Annotated in this window: 16 protein-coding genes; 6 read left to right on the plus strand and 10 right to left on the minus strand. The window is 72.0% G+C overall.

The window, feature by feature from the left end; genetic code table 11:
* Positions 1–4: 4 nt before the first annotated feature.
* The 5 genes from ACFS27_RS24395 to ACFS27_RS24415 all read left to right on the plus strand — a co-directional run bounded on the left by ACFS27_RS24395 (position 5) and on the right by ACFS27_RS24415 (position 4734).
* Complete coding sequence (locus ACFS27_RS24395; protein ID WP_377188790.1) at positions 5–358, plus strand: hypothetical protein; 354 nt, start codon at positions 5–7, stop codon at positions 356–358.
* Positions 355–2085, plus strand: coding sequence for a solute symporter family protein (locus ACFS27_RS24400; protein WP_377188793.1), 1731 nt, complete (start codon positions 355–357; stop codon positions 2083–2085). The genes ACFS27_RS24395 and ACFS27_RS24400 overlap by 4 nt, the downstream gene beginning before the upstream one ends.
* On the plus strand, positions 2072–3451 hold the full coding sequence (locus ACFS27_RS24405) for a histidine kinase (protein ID WP_377188796.1): 1380 nt from the start codon (positions 2072–2074) through the stop codon (positions 3449–3451). Before ACFS27_RS24400 ends, ACFS27_RS24405 begins: the two co-directional genes overlap by 14 nt.
* 4 nt (positions 3452–3455) lie before the next feature.
* Positions 3456–4262 carry a LytR/AlgR family response regulator transcription factor gene (locus ACFS27_RS24410; protein WP_377188799.1) on the plus strand — a complete coding sequence of 269 codons (807 nt, stop codon included), beginning with the start codon at positions 3456–3458 and terminating at the stop codon, positions 4260–4262.
* 91 nt (positions 4263–4353) lie between these two features.
* On the plus strand, positions 4354–4734 hold the full coding sequence (locus ACFS27_RS24415) for a DUF3054 domain-containing protein (protein ID WP_377188802.1): 381 nt from the start codon (positions 4354–4356) through the stop codon (positions 4732–4734).
* A gap of 119 nt (positions 4735–4853) precedes the next feature.
* Here the strand turns inward: ACFS27_RS24415 and ACFS27_RS24420 are convergent, their stop codons facing one another.
* Positions 4854–5579 carry a non-canonical purine NTP pyrophosphatase gene (locus tag ACFS27_RS24420; RefSeq protein WP_377188805.1) on the minus strand — a complete coding sequence of 242 codons (726 nt, stop codon included), beginning with the start codon at positions 5577–5579 and terminating at the stop codon, positions 4854–4856.
* 38 nt (positions 5580–5617) lie between these two features.
* Positions 5618–7072 carry an MFS transporter gene (locus tag ACFS27_RS24425; RefSeq protein WP_377188808.1) on the minus strand — a complete coding sequence of 485 codons (1455 nt, stop codon included), beginning with the start codon at positions 7070–7072 and terminating at the stop codon, positions 5618–5620.
* Between the two features lie 201 nt (positions 7073–7273).
* Here ACFS27_RS24425 and ACFS27_RS24430 point away from each other — a divergent pair, with 201 nt between their 5' ends.
* Complete coding sequence (locus tag ACFS27_RS24430) at positions 7274–7801, plus strand: winged helix-turn-helix transcriptional regulator (protein ID WP_377188811.1); 528 nt, start codon at positions 7274–7276, stop codon at positions 7799–7801.
* A gap of 15 nt (positions 7802–7816) precedes the next feature.
* Here the strand turns inward: ACFS27_RS24430 and rph are convergent, their stop codons facing one another.
* From rph to ACFS27_RS24470, 8 genes are all read right to left on the minus strand, one after another.
* On the minus strand, positions 7817–8569 hold the full coding sequence (gene rph, locus ACFS27_RS24435) for a ribonuclease PH (protein WP_377188814.1): 753 nt from the start codon (positions 8567–8569) through the stop codon (positions 7817–7819).
* 70 nt (positions 8570–8639) lie between these two features.
* Positions 8640–9467: an MBL fold metallo-hydrolase gene (locus ACFS27_RS24440; protein ID WP_377188817.1), complete on the minus strand. Its 828-nt coding sequence runs from the start codon at positions 9465–9467 to the stop codon at positions 8640–8642.
* Entirely contained in the window at positions 9467–10270 is an 804-nt protein-coding gene (murI, locus tag ACFS27_RS24445) for a glutamate racemase (protein ID WP_377188820.1), read from the minus strand. The genes ACFS27_RS24440 and murI overlap by 1 nt, the downstream gene beginning before the upstream one ends.
* A gap of 101 nt (positions 10271–10371) precedes the next feature.
* A complete protein-coding gene (locus tag ACFS27_RS24450) occupies positions 10372–11142 on the minus strand; it encodes a DUF2017 family protein (protein ID WP_377188823.1) in 771 nt (256 codons plus the stop codon).
* The gene (gene clpS / locus ACFS27_RS24455; protein ID WP_377191166.1) at positions 11139–11447 is read right to left on the minus strand and encodes an ATP-dependent Clp protease adapter ClpS; all 309 of its coding nucleotides are present in this window, start codon (positions 11445–11447) and stop codon (positions 11139–11141) included. Before clpS ends, ACFS27_RS24450 begins: the two co-directional genes overlap by 4 nt.
* Before the next feature lie 118 nt (positions 11448–11565).
* The gene (locus ACFS27_RS24460) at positions 11566–13014 is read right to left on the minus strand and encodes a nicotinate phosphoribosyltransferase (protein ID WP_377188826.1); all 1449 of its coding nucleotides are present in this window, start codon (positions 13012–13014) and stop codon (positions 11566–11568) included.
* A 109-nt stretch (positions 13015–13123) separates the two neighbouring features.
* Positions 13124–14929, minus strand: coding sequence for a DEAD/DEAH box helicase (locus ACFS27_RS24465; protein ID WP_377188828.1), 1806 nt, complete (start codon positions 14927–14929; stop codon positions 13124–13126).
* Positions 14926–15228 (minus strand): DUF3039 domain-containing protein, encoded by a 303-nt coding sequence (locus tag ACFS27_RS24470; protein ID WP_377188831.1) that lies wholly within the window; start codon positions 15226–15228, stop codon positions 14926–14928. The genes ACFS27_RS24465 and ACFS27_RS24470 overlap by 4 nt, the downstream gene beginning before the upstream one ends.
* Positions 15229–15331 lie beyond the last annotated feature (103 nt).

A 15331-nucleotide genomic window follows, 5' to 3' on the forward strand; every position in this document is an offset into this window, starting at 1 on the left:
TCCCATGGAGCACGACGACGACGACGTCGACGAGCACGACACCCCGGCCGAGGTCGACGCGACGTTTCGCACGTTGCGACGCGTCGCGATCACCCACTTCGTGCTGTTCCTCGCCGCTGTGATGGGGGTTCCCGCCCTGTCGCTCACGCTCGACTGGTGGTCGGGCGGGCGCCTGGCCGGCGGGATGAGCCCCGGCTTCGCCATGGCGGCGTTCGGGCTGTACGCGTTCTTCCTGGTGATCGGGCTGGCGGCGGCCACGCTCTCGTCGGCGGTCGAGGCGCGCATGCTCGGCGGCAGGAACGACGAGGACGACGAGTACGCGGGCGACGGCTACCCGAGCGAGGGCGAGTTCCCGTGACGGCCACCAGTGCCGGCACGCTGGCGATCCTCATCGCGGCCGTCGCCCTGGTCACGCTGGTCATGCGGCCGCGCGGCGTCTCCACCGTGGACTTCTACCTGGCCGGGCAGCGGGTCGGCGTGGCCACGAACGCGCTGGCCATCTGCGGGGACTACTTCTCCGCCGCGTCGTTCCTCGGTGTCGCGGCCGCTGTCTACGTCTCCGGACTCGACGGAGTCTGGTACGCGGTCGGGTTCGCCGCGGGATTCGTGCCGGTGCTGCTGTTCGTCGCCGCGCCGCTGCGCCGGTTCGGCGAGTTCTCGATCCCCGACTTCCTGGGGCGGCGGCTGGCGTCCGAACGCGTGCGCCTCGTCGCCGTCGGTGTGGTCCAGATCGTCATCCTGTCCTACCTGGTGCCGCAGGCGGTGGGCAGCGGCATCACGTGGCAGCTCCTGGTGGGGCACGGCCTGCCCGGCCTCTCCGCGTACGCGACGGGCGTGGTGCTCTCGACGGCGGTGGTGGCGGCGCTCGTCGCGTTCGGCGGCATGCGCGGCACCACGTGGACCCAGGCCATCCAGTTCCTCCTGCTGCTCGGCGCCCTAGTCTGGCTCGCCGTCGCCGTCGCCGGGTCGGGGTTCCACTACTCCGAGGCGGTCGCCGACCTGTCCGCCGAACCGCTGGCCAACCCGGTGCACGACGACGCGGGGTGGCACCTGCAGCCGGAGAGCAACCAGCTCGACCCGACGGAGCCCGCGACGTTCGGCCAGCCCGGCGCCGCCTACGGACCGCTGGCGCAGTTCGCCCTGATCCTGACGCTCGTCATGGGCACCGCCGGCCTGCCACACGTCATGAACCGGTACTTCACCAGCCCCACCGGCACGGCGGCCCGCACGACGACGGTGTGGGTGCTCGGCCTGGCCGGGCTGTTCTACGCCCTCGCCGTCATGCTCGGCACCGCCGCCCGGCAGCAGATCGCCGCGGCCGTCGAGCACAACCCCTGGCTCGAGGAGCTCACCGTCGACGGCGTGCTGCGCATACCGGAGCACGCCCTGCCCGTGCTGGGCCGCATCTACGGCGGCGACTCAGGGCTCGCCGTCGTCGCCGCCGGAGCCCTGGTCGCCGTGATGTCCACGATCGCGGGCCTCCTGCTCGCTGCCGCCGCGTCGTGGGGGCACGACGTCTACGAGCGGCACATCAACCCGCGCGCGACCCAGCGCCAGGCCGTCTGGGCGGGCCGCACGAGCACCGTGGTCGCGGCCATCGCGGCCGGCGCGCTCGCCATCGCCATGCAGCCGGAGGACATCACGCCCGGCGTCCCTTCGATCGTCGCAGCCATGGTGACCTGGTCGTTCGCCATCGCCGGGTCGGCGCTGACGCCCGTGTTCGTGCTGGCGATCTGGTGGCGCGGCACGACGGCGGCCGGAGCCACCGCCGGCATGGTGGTCGGCGGCCTGGTGTCGGTGACCATGTTCGTGGTGGGTGCCCTGCCGATCGGACCCGGTCTCGGGGAGATGCTGATGACCCCCACCCTCGTGGCGGCACCGCTGGCCGCGCTGGTGACGTGGCTCGTGTCACGGGCGACGACCCCGCCGGACGACGTCGAACGGCAGTGGCTGGTGCTGCACGGCACCGCCGCGGACCGGCACGCCGAACGACTGGCGCGGCTCACCCTCGCGAGCGCCGGGTCGAAGCCACGCCGGCGCGGCCGCTGGACCCGGCGCACGGGAGGACGAGATGCGGACAGGTAGCGCTCTCCTTGCCGGCACCATCGGCGTCACCTGGGCGGTGGTGTACCTGGTGACCCAGGTGTTCGTGTCGCCGCCGCTCGGGGTGGGCACCACCGTGGCAGCGGGGACGGTGGCGTCGGTGCTGCTCGTTTTCGGTTATCCCTCCGCGCTGCGCGGACCGCGCGGGGCCGGGACCCTCCGGCGGTGGTCCCGGTCGCGGGGCGGGCCCGACACCCGGCCGGGGCCAGAGGAGCGCGGCCTCGGGGGCCGCGGCGTCGAGCGCTCCCGGCGTCGGATCGTGGCAGGCGGACGCCGCATGCCGCTCCGCTCCGGCCTGACCGCCGACGCCGCGCGCCGCACCGCCGAGCTGCTGCGCCCGCTGCTCGGCGGCGACGCCGTGGTGATCACCGACCGGGAGCTGAACCTGGCCTTCGTCGGGCCCGGCTCCGACCACCACAAGGCGGGCGGACCTGTGCGGGCCACCACCGTGCGGAGCGCCATCGCCAAGGGGCGCACCGTCGTGTCCCGCCGTGCGTCGAGCATGGGGTGCGACGACCCGGACTGCCCGCTGCGCAGCGGTGTCGTCGTGCCGCTCGTCGTGGGCTCTCGCGTGGTGGGCACCATCGGCGTGTTCCGCACGCACGACCAGCCGACGCCCCGGGACCAGGTCGAGGACATGGCGAGCATCCTGTCGCTGCACCTCGAGCTCGCCGAGGCGGACCGCGAGCGCAAGCTGGCCTCGGACGCCCGGCTGGACGCCCTGCGGGCCCAGATCAACCCGCACTTCCTGTTCAACATCCTGAACACGATCGCGTCGAAGTCGCGGACGGACCCGGACGAGTCGCGCCAGCTCCTGCTGCGCCTGTCGGACTTCTTCCGGTATGCCGTGCGGCAGGAGGGGCAGCTCGCGGAGTTCGCGCAGGAGTACTTCTTCGTGCGCACGTACCTGTCGCTGGAACAGGCCCGGTTCGGGGACCGCCTGCGCGTGCGGTACGACATCGACCCGCAGGTCCTCACGGCGCACGTTCCGGTGCTGACCATCCAGCCGCTGGTCGAGAACGCCGTGAAGCACGGCCTGGCGGACAAGGTGGAGGGTGGCACGGTCACGCTGAGGGCCCGCGTGGACCCCCTGACGCGCACGACGTCGATCCGGGTGACCGACGACGGCGTCGGCATGACCGCGGACGTGCTCGACGGGCTCGGGACCGGTGCCGGCGCGGCGCGTGCGACCGAGGGCGCGAGCGGCGAGGAGGGCGCCCGCGGCGGCGTGGGCCTGCAGAACATCTCCGAGCGGCTCACCACGCTGTTCGGCGAGCGGTTCACCCTGGACATCCAGTCGACGGCGGGCGAGGGAACGGTCGTGGAGGTGCGGGTCCCGCTACGCTGACCGGATGCGCCCCCGCGCCCTGATCGTCGACGATGAGGCCCCGGCCCGTACCGAGCTGCGCTATCTGCTGGAGGAGCTCGGGCAGGTCCAGGTGGTCGGTGAGGCCGCGAACGGTGAGGAGGCACTCCTCCTCCTGCGGTCCCTTCCCTATGACCTGGTGCTGCTGGACATCCGTATGCCCGGCGGCAGCGGCCTCGAGGTCGCTGCCGCGCTGCGCGACCTGCCGCATCCGCCCAAGGTCATCTTCACCACTGCCTACCCTGACCACGCCGTCGAGGCCTTCGACCTCGCCGCGGCGGACTACCTGGTCAAGCCGTTCGACTCCGATCGCCTGTGCCGTGCGGTGGCGCGCGCGCTGGAGCACTCGGGCACCGACGACGCGCAGGAGAGCCCGTCGGGGTCGGGCAGCCCGGCCGGCACGGGGTCGGGCAGCTCGCCGAACGGTGGCTCTGCGGGACGGCGCGGCGACGAGCCGGAGCCGCTCGCCCGGGTCCCCGTCCAGCGCGACGGCCGCACGGTGCTGGTGGACCAGTCGGCGATCGTGTACGCGAGCGCCGCGCGCGGCTACTCGTACCTCAAGCTGGCCGACGAGCGCCTGCTGGTCACCTTCTCCCTGAACGAGCTGGAGCGGCGGTTGCACGGGCACTTCTTCCGGTCCCACCGGTCGTACCTGGTGAACCTGAACCATGTGCGCGAGCTGGTCCCGGACTTCAAGGGCGCGCTCGTGGTGGTCATGAACGACCGGCAGCGCAGCCGGGTCGAGGTGTCCCGCCGTCAGGCCCGCGAGCTGCGCAGGCGGCTGGGCGTCTGACCACGCGGTCGCGGCACGGTCGCGGCGCGGTCTCTCGCCGGGGCGGCCGGGCGGACGATCACGCCCACACCAGGTCTGGTTGGATGTACCGGTGAGTAGTGCTCGAGTTCTGGTCTGGCCTGCTGTCCTGGCCGACGCCGCCTGCGTCCTGGTCTTCGCGGTCGTCGGCATCGCGTCGCACGAAGGATCGATGCCTGCCGCCCTCGGCCGCGTGGTGTGGCCGTTCGCGCTGGCCGCCGTGCTCGGCTGGGTCCTGACCCGCGCCTGGCGCGAACCGACCCGTATCTGGCCGACCGGCGTGCTCATCTGGCTCGTGACCGTGCTCGGCGGGCTGCTGCTGCGCGGCGTATCGGGCCAGGGCCTGGCGTGGACGTTTGCACTGGTCACGACACTGTTTCTCGCCCTGGCCATGCTCGGCTGGCGCGGCGTGGTGGCGGCTCTGCGCCGCGGCCGGACGCGCAACCCCGCCTGAGGGCCCCTGGCACACCAAGGGACCGAACTGAGCGAGTTCGGTCGCATGGGATGAGATCGGTCGGTTGACCGACCGATCTCATCCCATCGGACCGAACTCAGCGGGATCGGTCCCCTGGGTCAGTGGGAGCCGGTGCCCAGGACCTCGAGGATCACGGGCGCCAGCGCGCGGAACGCCTTGCCCCGGTGCGAGATCGCGTTCTTCTCCTCCGGGTCGAGCTCCGCGGCGGTCCGACGGCGACCGCCGTCGGCGTCCGCATCGCCGCCTGCCCCGGGCGCCCCGGGCGCGGTCCCGTCCGGCACACTCCCGTCCGGCGCAGTCTCGTCCGGGACCAGGATCGGGTCGTACCCGAATCCGTTGCTCCCGCGCGGCGCGGTCGCCAGTACGCCCCGCATCTCACCGATCCGCACCTCCTCGCGCCCGTCCGGCGTGACCAGGGCGGCTGCGCACACGAACCCGGCCTGGCGGTGCTCGGGGCGCACGTCCCCGAGCTGGCCGAGCAGCAGGTCAAGGTTCGCCACGTCGTCACCGTGCTTGCCTGCCCAGCGCGCGGAGAAGATCCCGGGGGCGCCGCCCAGCACGTCCACGGCCAGCCCCGAGTCGTCGGCGACCGCGGGCAGCCCGGTCGCCGCGCACACCGCCCGCGCCTTGATGAGCGCGTTCTCCGCGAACGTCACGCCGTCCTCGACCGGCTCGGGCGCGCCGACCTCGCCCGAGGTGACCAGGCCGCCGTCGGGCAGCTCCAGACCGGCCGCGGCAAGGATCGCCCGCAGCTCACCGACCTTCTTGGCGTTGTGCGTCGCGAGAACGATCCGGGCGGCGGCCGGCACCATCGAGGAGTCCATGCCCCGATCATGCCAGCCGCCGCCCACCCAGAAGGTCCTCAGGCAGACGCACCCACGAGGGCCGGCTCCGGCTGCCCGACGGCGGCGTCCGCGACCGGCTCCCCACCGGCCGCACGCTGGTCCTCGTCGGCCGCACCGTCCAGGTAGTGCCGGCTCATGGTCCGGTACTGGCGGCTGGCGAGCGCCGCCGCCGTGAGGCCCAGGCCGAGCACCGCGAGGAGCATGAGCACCAGAGCGATCCCCCGGGCGGGCCCGGTACCGAACCAGCCGCCGATCAGGTTCGCGCCGGCGCCGTCGGTCATGAACGGCTGGAACACGAACTCGGTGAGCGGGCTGATGAGGAACGCCGTCAGCGGCGCCGCCACCATCTCGACGCTGTGCGCGAACCCGACCACCCGCCCCTGGCGCTCGTACGGCACCACCTTCTGCAGCACCGTCTGCTCGGCCGCCTCAGCGAAGGGCATCACGAACAGGTACACCGCGAACCCGGTCACCAGCAGCACCACGCTGTGCTGGATCGGCAGGACGAACGTGGCCGCCCACATGGTCAGGTTGACGACGAGCAGCGTCCGCAGCGGGTTGCGCCCCACGCCACGCTTGGCGACGACGAGCCCGCCCAGGATCATGAACACACTGATCCCGCCCCATGCGAACCCCCAGGCCTGGACCGACATCAGCGACAGCCCGTACGGGTCGGCCAGCGCCATCAGGCCGCCGCCGAGCAGGTTGTTCAGCAGCGTGAAGCCGATCAGCGCCCACATGCCGGGGATCTGGCTCACCAGCCGAAGTGTCCCGCGCAGGTCGACCTTCTTGGGCTCGCCCGCGGCCGCTGCCTCCGCGAGAGACTCCGGCACCTGCAGACGGTGCAGGTGCACGACGGCGGCGGCCAGCACGACCACCGCGATGATCAGCACGCCGAGCATCCCGCTCGACGCGACCAGCAGCCCGCTGATCACCGACGTCACGAGGTGGGAGATGCCCGACGTCGTGCCGACCAGACCGTTGGCCCGGTCGCGGCGCGACTCGTCGAACAGTGCCGTGACGACGGTCGTCATCGCGATGCCGCGCACGTTGCCTGCCATGACGCCGGCCATCACGAGCAGCACGAGCGCCCAGAGCCGGACGTTCGCCGGTTCGGTCCAGACCGCGGCAGGCGTGGTCACGTAGAGCCCGAGCGCCGCCGCATAGAACGCCAGCGACACGGCCGCCGACGCCTGCATCACGGTCTTCTTGCGGTGGTGGTCCACCAGCGACCCGAACCACACACCGGTCGAGACCATCGCGACCAGGAAGATGCCGGAGATGACACCGGCAGCGAAGACCGATCCGGTCTCCAGGTACACCCAGAACGTGACCGCGAACCAGACGGTGAAGTTGACCACCGACACCAGGCTCACGTTCACCAGGAGGTGCGCGAAGGTACGCACCTCGGGGTCCTGCATGCGCAGCCTCGCCACGCCGTCCGACGCCGTCTGTGTCTCGTTCGCGCTCATCTCTCTGCTCCTCGAAGCTCCCGGGTCCTTGTGAACCCTCGATCACTTCACTACGATCTTCGTAGTGATCATGAAGGGATGACGGAGCGGGCCGCGGGGATTCATCGGTCCGGCGCCGACGAGTTTTCCGGGGCCGGGAACGTCAGTCGGTCAGGAAGCAAAGGGCCCGAGCACGGCGAGGGCACCGGACGGGAGGGCACGATGAAGCGGGCGAGCGGCAAGTCCACCTGTCCGGTGAACTTCGGGCTGGAGGCGTTCGGCGACCCGTGGTCCCTGCTCGTGGTCCGCGACGTCGTCTATTTCGGCAAGCACACGTTCAACGAGTTCCTGGGGTCCGACGAGGCCATCTCGCCGAGCGTGCTCTCCGCCCGCCTCGACTCGCTGACCGACGCCGGGATCCTGCGCCGGTCCGCCGACCCCGCGGACCGGCGTCGCGTGCGCTACGACCTCACCGAGCGTGGCCTCGGCTTGATCCCGGTCCTGGTCGAGATCGCCGAGTGGAGCGCGACCCACGACCCCGACACAGGCGCTCCGGCGGACTGGATCGCCCTCGTCCGCGACAACAAGGCGGAGATGCTCCGCCGCTACGCCGACACCGTGCGCGACGGCGGCAGCGTGTTCGTCGGCGAGAACAGCGTCCTCGCGCAGGTCCAGGCTGCGCAGGCCGGGCCGGCGCAGGCCCGGCCACCGCAGGCTCAGACGGCGCACGCAGTGCCACAGCCCGCCTGAGCCACGCGGCCTCGCTCAGAGCTCCTTGGCGAGCGCTTCCTGCTGGATCTTGGCGAGCTCAGCCGTGCCGCCGACGGCGAGGTCGAGCAGCGAGTCGAGCTCGGCGCGGTCGAACGGCGCGTGCTCTGCGGTGCCCTGCACCTCGATGAACGTGCCTGAGCCGGTGACCACCACGTTCATGTCGGTCTCCGCTCGCACGTCCTCCACGTAGGGCAGGTCGAGCATCGGGGTGCCGTCGATGATGCCGACGGACACGGCGGCCACCGAGTCGGCGAGCACCTGCTTGCCACCCTTGATGTGCCCGTGCCGCCGGCCCCACGCGATCGCGTCGACGAGGGCCACGTACGCGCCGGTGATCGCGGCGGTGCGCGTGCCGCCGTCGGCCTGGAGCACGTCGCAGTCCAGCACGATGGAGTTCTCGCCGAGCGCGCTCATGTCGACGACGGCGCGCAGCGAACGGCCGATGAGCCGCGAGATCTCGTGCGTACGGCCACCGATCTTGCCCTTCACGGACTCACGCGCGCTGCGCTCGTTGGTGGCGCGCGGCAGCATCGCGTACTCGGCGGTGACCCAGCCCTCGCCGGAGCCCTTGCGCCAGCGCGGCACGCCCTCGGTGAACGACGCGACGCACAGCACGCGGGTGCGCCCGAACTCCACGAGGACCGATCCCTCGGCCTCGTCGAGCCATCCCCGGGTGATCTTCACGGAGCGGAGCTGGTCGGTGGCGCGCCCGTCGGCGCGGACGATCGTGTTGGTGCTGGAGGTCATGCGACCACCCTAACGACCCGCCCGATCTGCCGGACGTCCGGTCGCCCGGGTGACCCGAGCGCCCGACACGTCACAGCTCGTAGAGCGTGCCCGGTTCCGCGACGTCGACCGGGCCGGCGAACGTCCCGCGCGCCTCCGCCAGGGAGTCGGCGGGGTCGTTCCACACGGGCAGGTGCGTGAGCAGCAGCCGGCGCGCACCGGCGTCGGTCGCCACCTGGCCCGCGCGGCGGCCGGTGAGGTGGATGCCTGGCTCGACGCCGTCGTCGCGGCCCTCGAGGAACGCGGCCTCGCTGAGCAGCAGGTCCACGTCGCGTGCCAGCTCCACCACGGACTCGCACGCATCGGTGTCACCCGTGTACGCAAGGGTCGCAGTGCCGCCCGACGCCGACGGGCCGGTCACCCGCACGCCGTACGTCTCGACCGGGTGGAACACGCGGTGCGGCTCGATGGTCAGCGGCCCGATCGTGACCGACGGGTACTCAGCCCACGACCGGAAGTCGAAGTCGTTCTCCATGGACTCCCCCTCGCTCAGCCCGTAGGACAGCGCGACGTGCCGCTCGGCGGTCGACGGACCGAAGACCGGCAGGGGGGTGTCCCGAGGGCCCGTCCGCAGCGAACCGCGCTCGGGGTGGTACCGCAGGTACACGTACAGACCCGAGAGGTCTGCGCAGTGGTCGGGATGCAGGTGCGAGATCGACACGGCGTCGAGCTCCATGGGGTCCATGAACCGCTGCAGGGCGCCGAACGCGCCGTTGCCGAGGTCGAGCAGGACGTTCCAGTCGCGAGCCTCGTGGCCCGCGGCGGCGGCTTCCGCTGCCGGCACCCGCACCACGTACGACGAAGCGGGCGTCGCGGGCCCGGGGAACGAACCGGAGACCCCGATCGGGATCAGGCGCATCAGACGGCCTCCACGAGGGACACCTCGGGGCCGAGGAACCGGCCGGCGAGCTGCCCGAAGGGCGCTGGGTCACCGGTGGTCAGGAACCGGTGCACCGGCGCACCGGCGTCGGGCGCGCGCTCCAAGTCGTGGGCCACCAGGGTGCGGTACACGTCCTTCGCGGTCTCGTCGGCGCTGGACACCAGCGTGACCTCCTCGCCCATGACGTAGGAGATGGCGCCCGCGAGCAGCGGGTAGTGCGTGCAGCCCAGCACCAGCGTGTCGACCCCGGCGGCCTTCACCGGGTCGAGGTACTCGTGCGCGAACTTCTGCACCTCGGGGCCGGACGTCCTGCCCTCTTCGACGAAGCGCACGAACTCCGGGCAGGCCTGGCTGGTGATCGTCAGGCCGGGGGTGACGTGGAAGGCGTCGTCGTACGCACGGGACTGCACGGTGGTGCGCGTGCCGATGACACCGATCCGGCCCGTCCGCGTGGCGGTCACCGCGGCGCGGGCGGCGGGCAGGATGACCTCGACCACGGGGATGCCGTGCCGCTGCGTGTACCGTTCGCGGGCGTCGCGCATCATCGCCGACGACGCCGTGTTGCACGCGATGACCAGCATCTTCACGCCATCGGCCACGAGCCGGTCCATGGCGTCCAGCGCCATGGCGCGCACTGCGGCGATCGGCTTGGGTCCGTAAGGGCTGTTGACGGTGTCGCCGAGGTACCTGACCTGCTCGTTGGGCAGCTGGTCAAGGATGGCCCGCGCGACCGTGAGGCCGCCGAGGCCGGAGTCGAAGATCCCGATGGGCGCGTCGTTCACGGGGTGAAGCCTAGCGACGACAACGTAGGGTCACCCTTGCTCGTGAGCCGTGCCACGCGTGACGCGCGACACGTTCCGGCAGGTCAGCGCATCGACCGACGTCACTCGGAGGCAGCAGCCGGGCCGGGCGGACGCCGCCCACGCAGCTCCCCGAGCATCACGTCCATCAGGGTCTCCTGTGCGTACCCCGCTGCGACGAACACCCCGGACCAGAAGCGCCGGGCCGCGCGCCCGTCGGTCGCCACGGGGATCTCGCGGCCGGCCTGCCGGTCCCACATGATCTCGTCGGTGAGCTGCATGACCTGGTCGTCCGACTTCAGGCCGAGCCGCTCGGCGATCACGAGCCGCACGTCGGTGAGCGCCCCCGCGAACTGCTCGGCGTCCTCGCGCGGCACCCGCACCGGCGGCGGAGCGCCGTGCCGGCCCAGCGGGGAGGGGGCGTCCTCGCCCGTCGGCAGGTCGAGCAGCGCGGCGAACGCCTCGAGGCGGTCCACCTTCGCCTGGGCCACGTCGTTCTGCGTGAGCCGGCGGAACTCGTCGGCCATCTCGGCGTCGTCCTTGCTCGCGTCCGGCAGGAGCCGCCGCGCCGCAGGGTCCGTCGGGATGCGTCCGACACCGGTGACGCCCGTGAGCCGTGCCAGGTCGGCGTCGGTCAGCTCGTCCGGGGCGAGCAGGCCGTTGGCCCACGCCTGCCCCTTGCCGGGGCCGGGATGCGTCGAGAACCCGAGCTCGCCGATGTCGGGGAGCAGGTCCAGGCCGGCCTCGTCGCGCAGCATGTCCGCGACGTCGCGCGCCACCCGGGCCAGGACGACCCGTTCCACCGGCTCGAACCTGGCCTCGTAGCCCCGCCGCATGGCGCGGAACGGAGTCATGCGGCTCCTCGCGCGCCCGACTCCTGCAGCGTCGCCCACAGGCCGAACCCGTGCATCGCCTGCACGTCCACCTCCATGCGTTCGCGTCCGCCGCTGGACACGACCGCCCGACCGTCCTTGTGCACCTGGGTCATGAGCCGCTCCGCCTTGACGCGCGGGTACCCGAAGTAGCTCTCGAAGACGTACGTCACGTACGACATCAGGTTCACGGGGTCGTTCCAGACGATCGTCACCCACGGGTCGGCAACCCCCGAGGCGATGTCCACCTCGGTGTCCTCCTCGACGGCCGTCCCGGCTGACCCCATGGGCTTGAGCAGCGGCGGTGGGGAAGAAGTCACAGGTCTCACTCTAGGCGGTTTCGTCCCTCCCCTGGACACCCTTGTCCGCAATTTTCGCGAAGTTGTCGCCGGGCTGTGACCTGCGTCAATCGAGGAGGTCGTCGAGGCGCAGGTCCACCGTCGGGATCGCCGGGTCGCCGTCGGACAGCCTGCGTGCGCCACGCGGCAGCTCGGCGCGCACCATACCGTGGTTGATCGCCGCGTTCGCCACCCCGTAGGGGCCCACCCAGCGCGAGTCGACGGCGCCGTCGACCACCATCGGGGCGAGCAGCGGGCGCAGGTCGTCGCTCTGCGGCGTCCACTCGGCCACCGCGGTGTCCGGGCCCGTCACCATGATCTCCTCGACGGCGTGCCCGTCGCGCCCGTACCGTCGCGCGGCGGCCTTGCGACCGCCCACCGACGCCTTGTTGGCCGACGCCTTCGCCACCGGCTGGAGCACGCCCGACGAGTCGGCTCGCGCTACGAGCTTGTAGACCATGCCGCAGGTCGGCGCACCCGACCCGGTCACGACCGACGTCCCGACGCCGTACACGTCCACCGGCGCGGCGGCCAGGGACGCTATCGCGTACTCGTCGAGGTCGGACGTGACGACGATCTTCGTGTCCCGGGCGCCGAGCTCGTCGAGCTGCTTGCGCACCTCCTGCGCCAGACCGCCGAGGTCACCGGAGTCGAGGCGCACGGCGCCCAGCCCGGTGCCCGCCACCTCGACGGCGGTCGCCACGCCGTGCCGCACGTCGTACGTGTCGACCAGCAGCGTGGTGCCGGGGCCCAGCGAGGCGACCTGCGAGGCGAAGGCGTCCCGCTCGGTGTCGTGCAGCAGCGTGAAGGAGTGCGCGGCGGTGCCGATCGTGTCCAGCCCGTACCGCATCCCGGCCTCGAGGTTGGACGTGCCGGCGAAGCCACCGATCACGGCGGCCCGGGCCGCCGCGACGGCGGCCTGCTCGCTCGCCCTGCGCGAGCCCATCTCCAGCACGGGACGTCCGCCCGCCGCGCTGGTCATGCGCGACGCCGCAGAGGCCACCGCCGAGTCGTAGTTCAGGATCGACAGGATCAGGGTCTCCAGCAGGACGGCCTCGGCGAACGTGCCCTCGACCTGCAGCACGGGCGAGCCGGGGAAGAACACCTCGCCCTCGACGTAGCCCTGGATGGTGCCGGAGAACCGGTAGTTCGCGAGGTAGTCGAGGGTCCGGCGGTCCACGATGCCGTTCTCCTCGAGGTACGCCAGCTCCGCGTCCTCGAACACGAAGTGTGGCAGCGCTTCCAGGACACGGCCGGTCCCCGCCAGGACGCCGTAGCGGCGACCCGGTGGTAGGCGCCGGGTGAACACCTCGAACACGCAGTGCCGATGCGCCGTGCCGTCCGCGAGCGCCGCCTGGAGCATGGTCAGCTCATAGCGGTCGGTCAGGAGCGCGACCGACGGGCGTACCGCCGGCAGGGGTGCTGCAGGGAGCGGCTGCGGTTCTTCGACACCGTTGTCGAACGCAGGCCACGAGTCTGTGAGCGAGGCGCCGATGCCCCGAAGCTCGTCGGTCATGCACTCACGGTAGGCCAGTGCGGCCAGCTGGGGGACGTGAACAGGGTCATGGCAGCCTCTTGTCTCAACATGCGGATCGTCGTGCTCCTGAAAACTTCTTCGGTCCGGGCTACTTCTGGCCGACGAACCAGCGTCGGACCTGGGCCACGCGTGCCGCGAGCTGGTCGGCGGTCGCGAGCGGCACCTCGGGCCCTCCGCACGTGCGGCGCAGCTCGGTGTGGACCATGCCGTGCGGCTGGCCGCTGCGCTTGGCCCACGCCGAGACGAGCTTGGACAGCTCCTTGCGCAGCTCGGCCGCGCGGCGGTGCTCCTGTTCCGACCGCTCGTTCTCGACGTCGCGGGCCGACGGCGCTCCCCCGCGGGCCTTGAGGTGGTCCGCCTGCCGTTGGCGCAGCAGGGTCGCCACCTGGTCGGGCTCCAGGAGCCCTGGCAGGCCGAGGAAGTCGAGCTCCTCCGCGGAGCCGGGGTCGGCGCTCGTGCCGAACTCGCCGCCGTCGAAGAGGACGCGGTCGAACGTGGCCTGCGCGTCCAGCGCCTGGAACGAGCCGAGCAGCTCGCTCGACGCCTTCTCCTCCTTGTTCGCCTCCGCGACCAGCGCGGCCTCCGGGTCGTACTCGATGCCCTGCTCCTCGGCCGTGCGCGGCCGGTCGAGCGCGTGGTCGCGCTCCTGCTCCATCGAGTTGGCCAGGTTCAGCAGCGGTGCGACGCTCGGCAGGAAGATCGACGCCGTCTCGCCCCGCTTGCGGGCCCGCACGAACCGGCCGATCGCCTGTGCGAAGTACAGCGGCGTGGAGGCGCTCGTCGCGTAGACGCCCACGGCGAGGCGCGGCACGTCGACACCCTCCGACACCATCCGCACCGCCACCATCCAGCGGTCCTCGCTCTGCGCGAACTCCTCGATGCGGCCGGACGCGCCCTCGTCGTCGGACAGGACGACGGTGGGGCGCTTGCCCGTGATGTCCTGCAGGTGGGTGGCGTAGGCGCGCGCGTTGTCCTGGTCGGTGGCGATGACCAGGCCGCCGGCGTCCGGGACCGTGCGGCGCACCTCGGCGAGGCGCTTGTCCGCCGCCGAGAGCACCGACGGGATCCACTGCCCCTCCGGGTCGAGCGCGGTGCGCCAGGCCTGCCCGGTCATGTCCTTGGTCATGGCCTCGCCGAGGCGGGCGCTGACCTCGTCGCCCATCTTGGTGCGCCAGCGCATGTCGCCCGCGTAGGACATGAACAGGACGGGCCGGACCACGTGGTCGCGCAGGGCCTCGCCGTAGCCGTAGGTGTAGTCGGCCTTCGAGCGGCGGATGCCCTCTGCGTCGGCCTCGTACTCCACGAACGGGATCGCTGACGTGTCGCTGCGGAACGGGGTGCCGGTGAGCGCCAGGCGGCGGTCCGCCACCTCGAACGCCTCGCGGACGGCGTCGCCCCAGCTCAGGGCGTCGCCACCGTGGTGGACCTCGTCGAGGATCACCAGGGTGCGTGCGGCCTCCGTGCGGGCGCGGTGCAGCGCCGGCTTGGCGGCGACCTGGGCATAGGTGAGCGCGACGCCGTCGTAGTGGGAGCCGTGCCTGCCCTGCGAGTTCTTGAAGTGCGGGTCGATGCGGATACCGACGCGGGCTGCGGCGTCGGCCCACTGGGTCTTCAGGTGCTCGGTGGGCGCCACGACCGTGACCCGTCGGACCACGCCCTGCTCGAGGAGCTCGGTGGCGATGCGGAGCGCGAACGTCGTCTTGCCAGCGCCGGGGGTGGCGACGGCCAGGAAGTCCCGCGGGTTCTTCTCGCGGTACAGCTCAAGGGCCTCCGCCTGCCAGGCGCGCAGACTCGACGCCGTGCCCCAGGGGGCGCGACGTGGAAAGGCAGGGCTGAGCGACGAAGCGGCCGCAGACGACGGTGTGTGGGGCAGCTGCTGCGGCTGGCTCGTCACTTCGAAGAGTCGCCCTCGCCGCCGTCCTGCGGTTCACGGAGGCCCTCGTAGATCTCCTTGCACCGGGGGCACACCGGGAACTTCTTCGGGTCCCGGCCCGGGACCCAGACCTTGCCGCAGAGCGCGATCACGGGCTTGCCGCTCATGGCGGACTGCATGATCTTCTCCTTGCGCACGTAGTGCGCAAAGCGTTCGTGGTCACCGGGTTCGGTCTCGTCCCGGGTCTCCTCGCGCTCGAGGACGCTCGTACCGCCCTGCGTACTGGGCTCGTCCTGCGGGTTCGAGAGTGGTTCGGTCATGGCGAGAAGTCTACGCGGGACCACCGACGCTCACTCCGACGGGACACGCCCTGAGGTCTGTCCCGGGGCAGGTCCGGGGCCCTTCCCGGGGATCAGGGCGCGG

It is taken from the genome of Promicromonospora vindobonensis (genome assembly GCF_042685865.1).
Taxonomy (GTDB): Bacteria; Actinomycetota; Actinomycetes; order Actinomycetales; family Cellulomonadaceae; genus Promicromonospora; species Promicromonospora vindobonensis.

What these genes read in the sequence shown, in the direction of transcription:
- ACFS27_RS24395 (WP_377188790.1), top strand. Translation starts at nt 5, where the DNA reads ATGGAGCACGACGACGACGACGTCGACGAGCACGACACCCCGGCCGAG.
- ACFS27_RS24405 (WP_377188796.1), top strand. Translation starts at nt 2,072, where the DNA reads ATGCGGACAGGTAGCGCTCTCCTTGCCGGCACCATCGGCGTCACCTGG.
- ACFS27_RS24410 (WP_377188799.1), top strand. Translation starts at nt 3,456, where the DNA reads ATGCGCCCCCGCGCCCTGATCGTCGACGATGAGGCCCCGGCCCGTACC.
- ACFS27_RS24420 (WP_377188805.1), bottom strand. Translation starts at nt 5,579, where the DNA reads ATGGACTCCTCGATGGTGCCGGCCGCCGCCCGGATCGTTCTCGCGACG.
- ACFS27_RS24425 (WP_377188808.1), bottom strand. Translation starts at nt 7,072, where the DNA reads ATGAGCGCGAACGAGACACAGACGGCGTCGGACGGCGTGGCGAGGCTG.
- ACFS27_RS24430 (WP_377188811.1), top strand. Translation starts at nt 7,274, where the DNA reads ATGAAGCGGGCGAGCGGCAAGTCCACCTGTCCGGTGAACTTCGGGCTG.
- rph (WP_377188814.1), bottom strand. Translation starts at nt 8,569, where the DNA reads ATGACCTCCAGCACCAACACGATCGTCCGCGCCGACGGGCGCGCCACC.
- ACFS27_RS24440 (WP_377188817.1), bottom strand. Translation starts at nt 9,467, where the DNA reads ATGCGCCTGATCCCGATCGGGGTCTCCGGTTCGTTCCCCGGGCCCGCG.
- ACFS27_RS24450 (WP_377188823.1), bottom strand. Translation starts at nt 11,142, where the DNA reads ATGACTCCGTTCCGCGCCATGCGGCGGGGCTACGAGGCCAGGTTCGAG.
- clpS (WP_377191166.1), bottom strand. Translation starts at nt 11,447, where the DNA reads ATGGGGTCAGCCGGGACGGCCGTCGAGGAGGACACCGAGGTGGACATC.
- ACFS27_RS24460 (WP_377188826.1), bottom strand. Translation starts at nt 13,014, where the DNA reads ATGACCGACGAGCTTCGGGGCATCGGCGCCTCGCTCACAGACTCGTGG.
- ACFS27_RS24470 (WP_377188831.1), bottom strand. Translation starts at nt 15,228, where the DNA reads ATGACCGAACCACTCTCGAACCCGCAGGACGAGCCCAGTACGCAGGGC.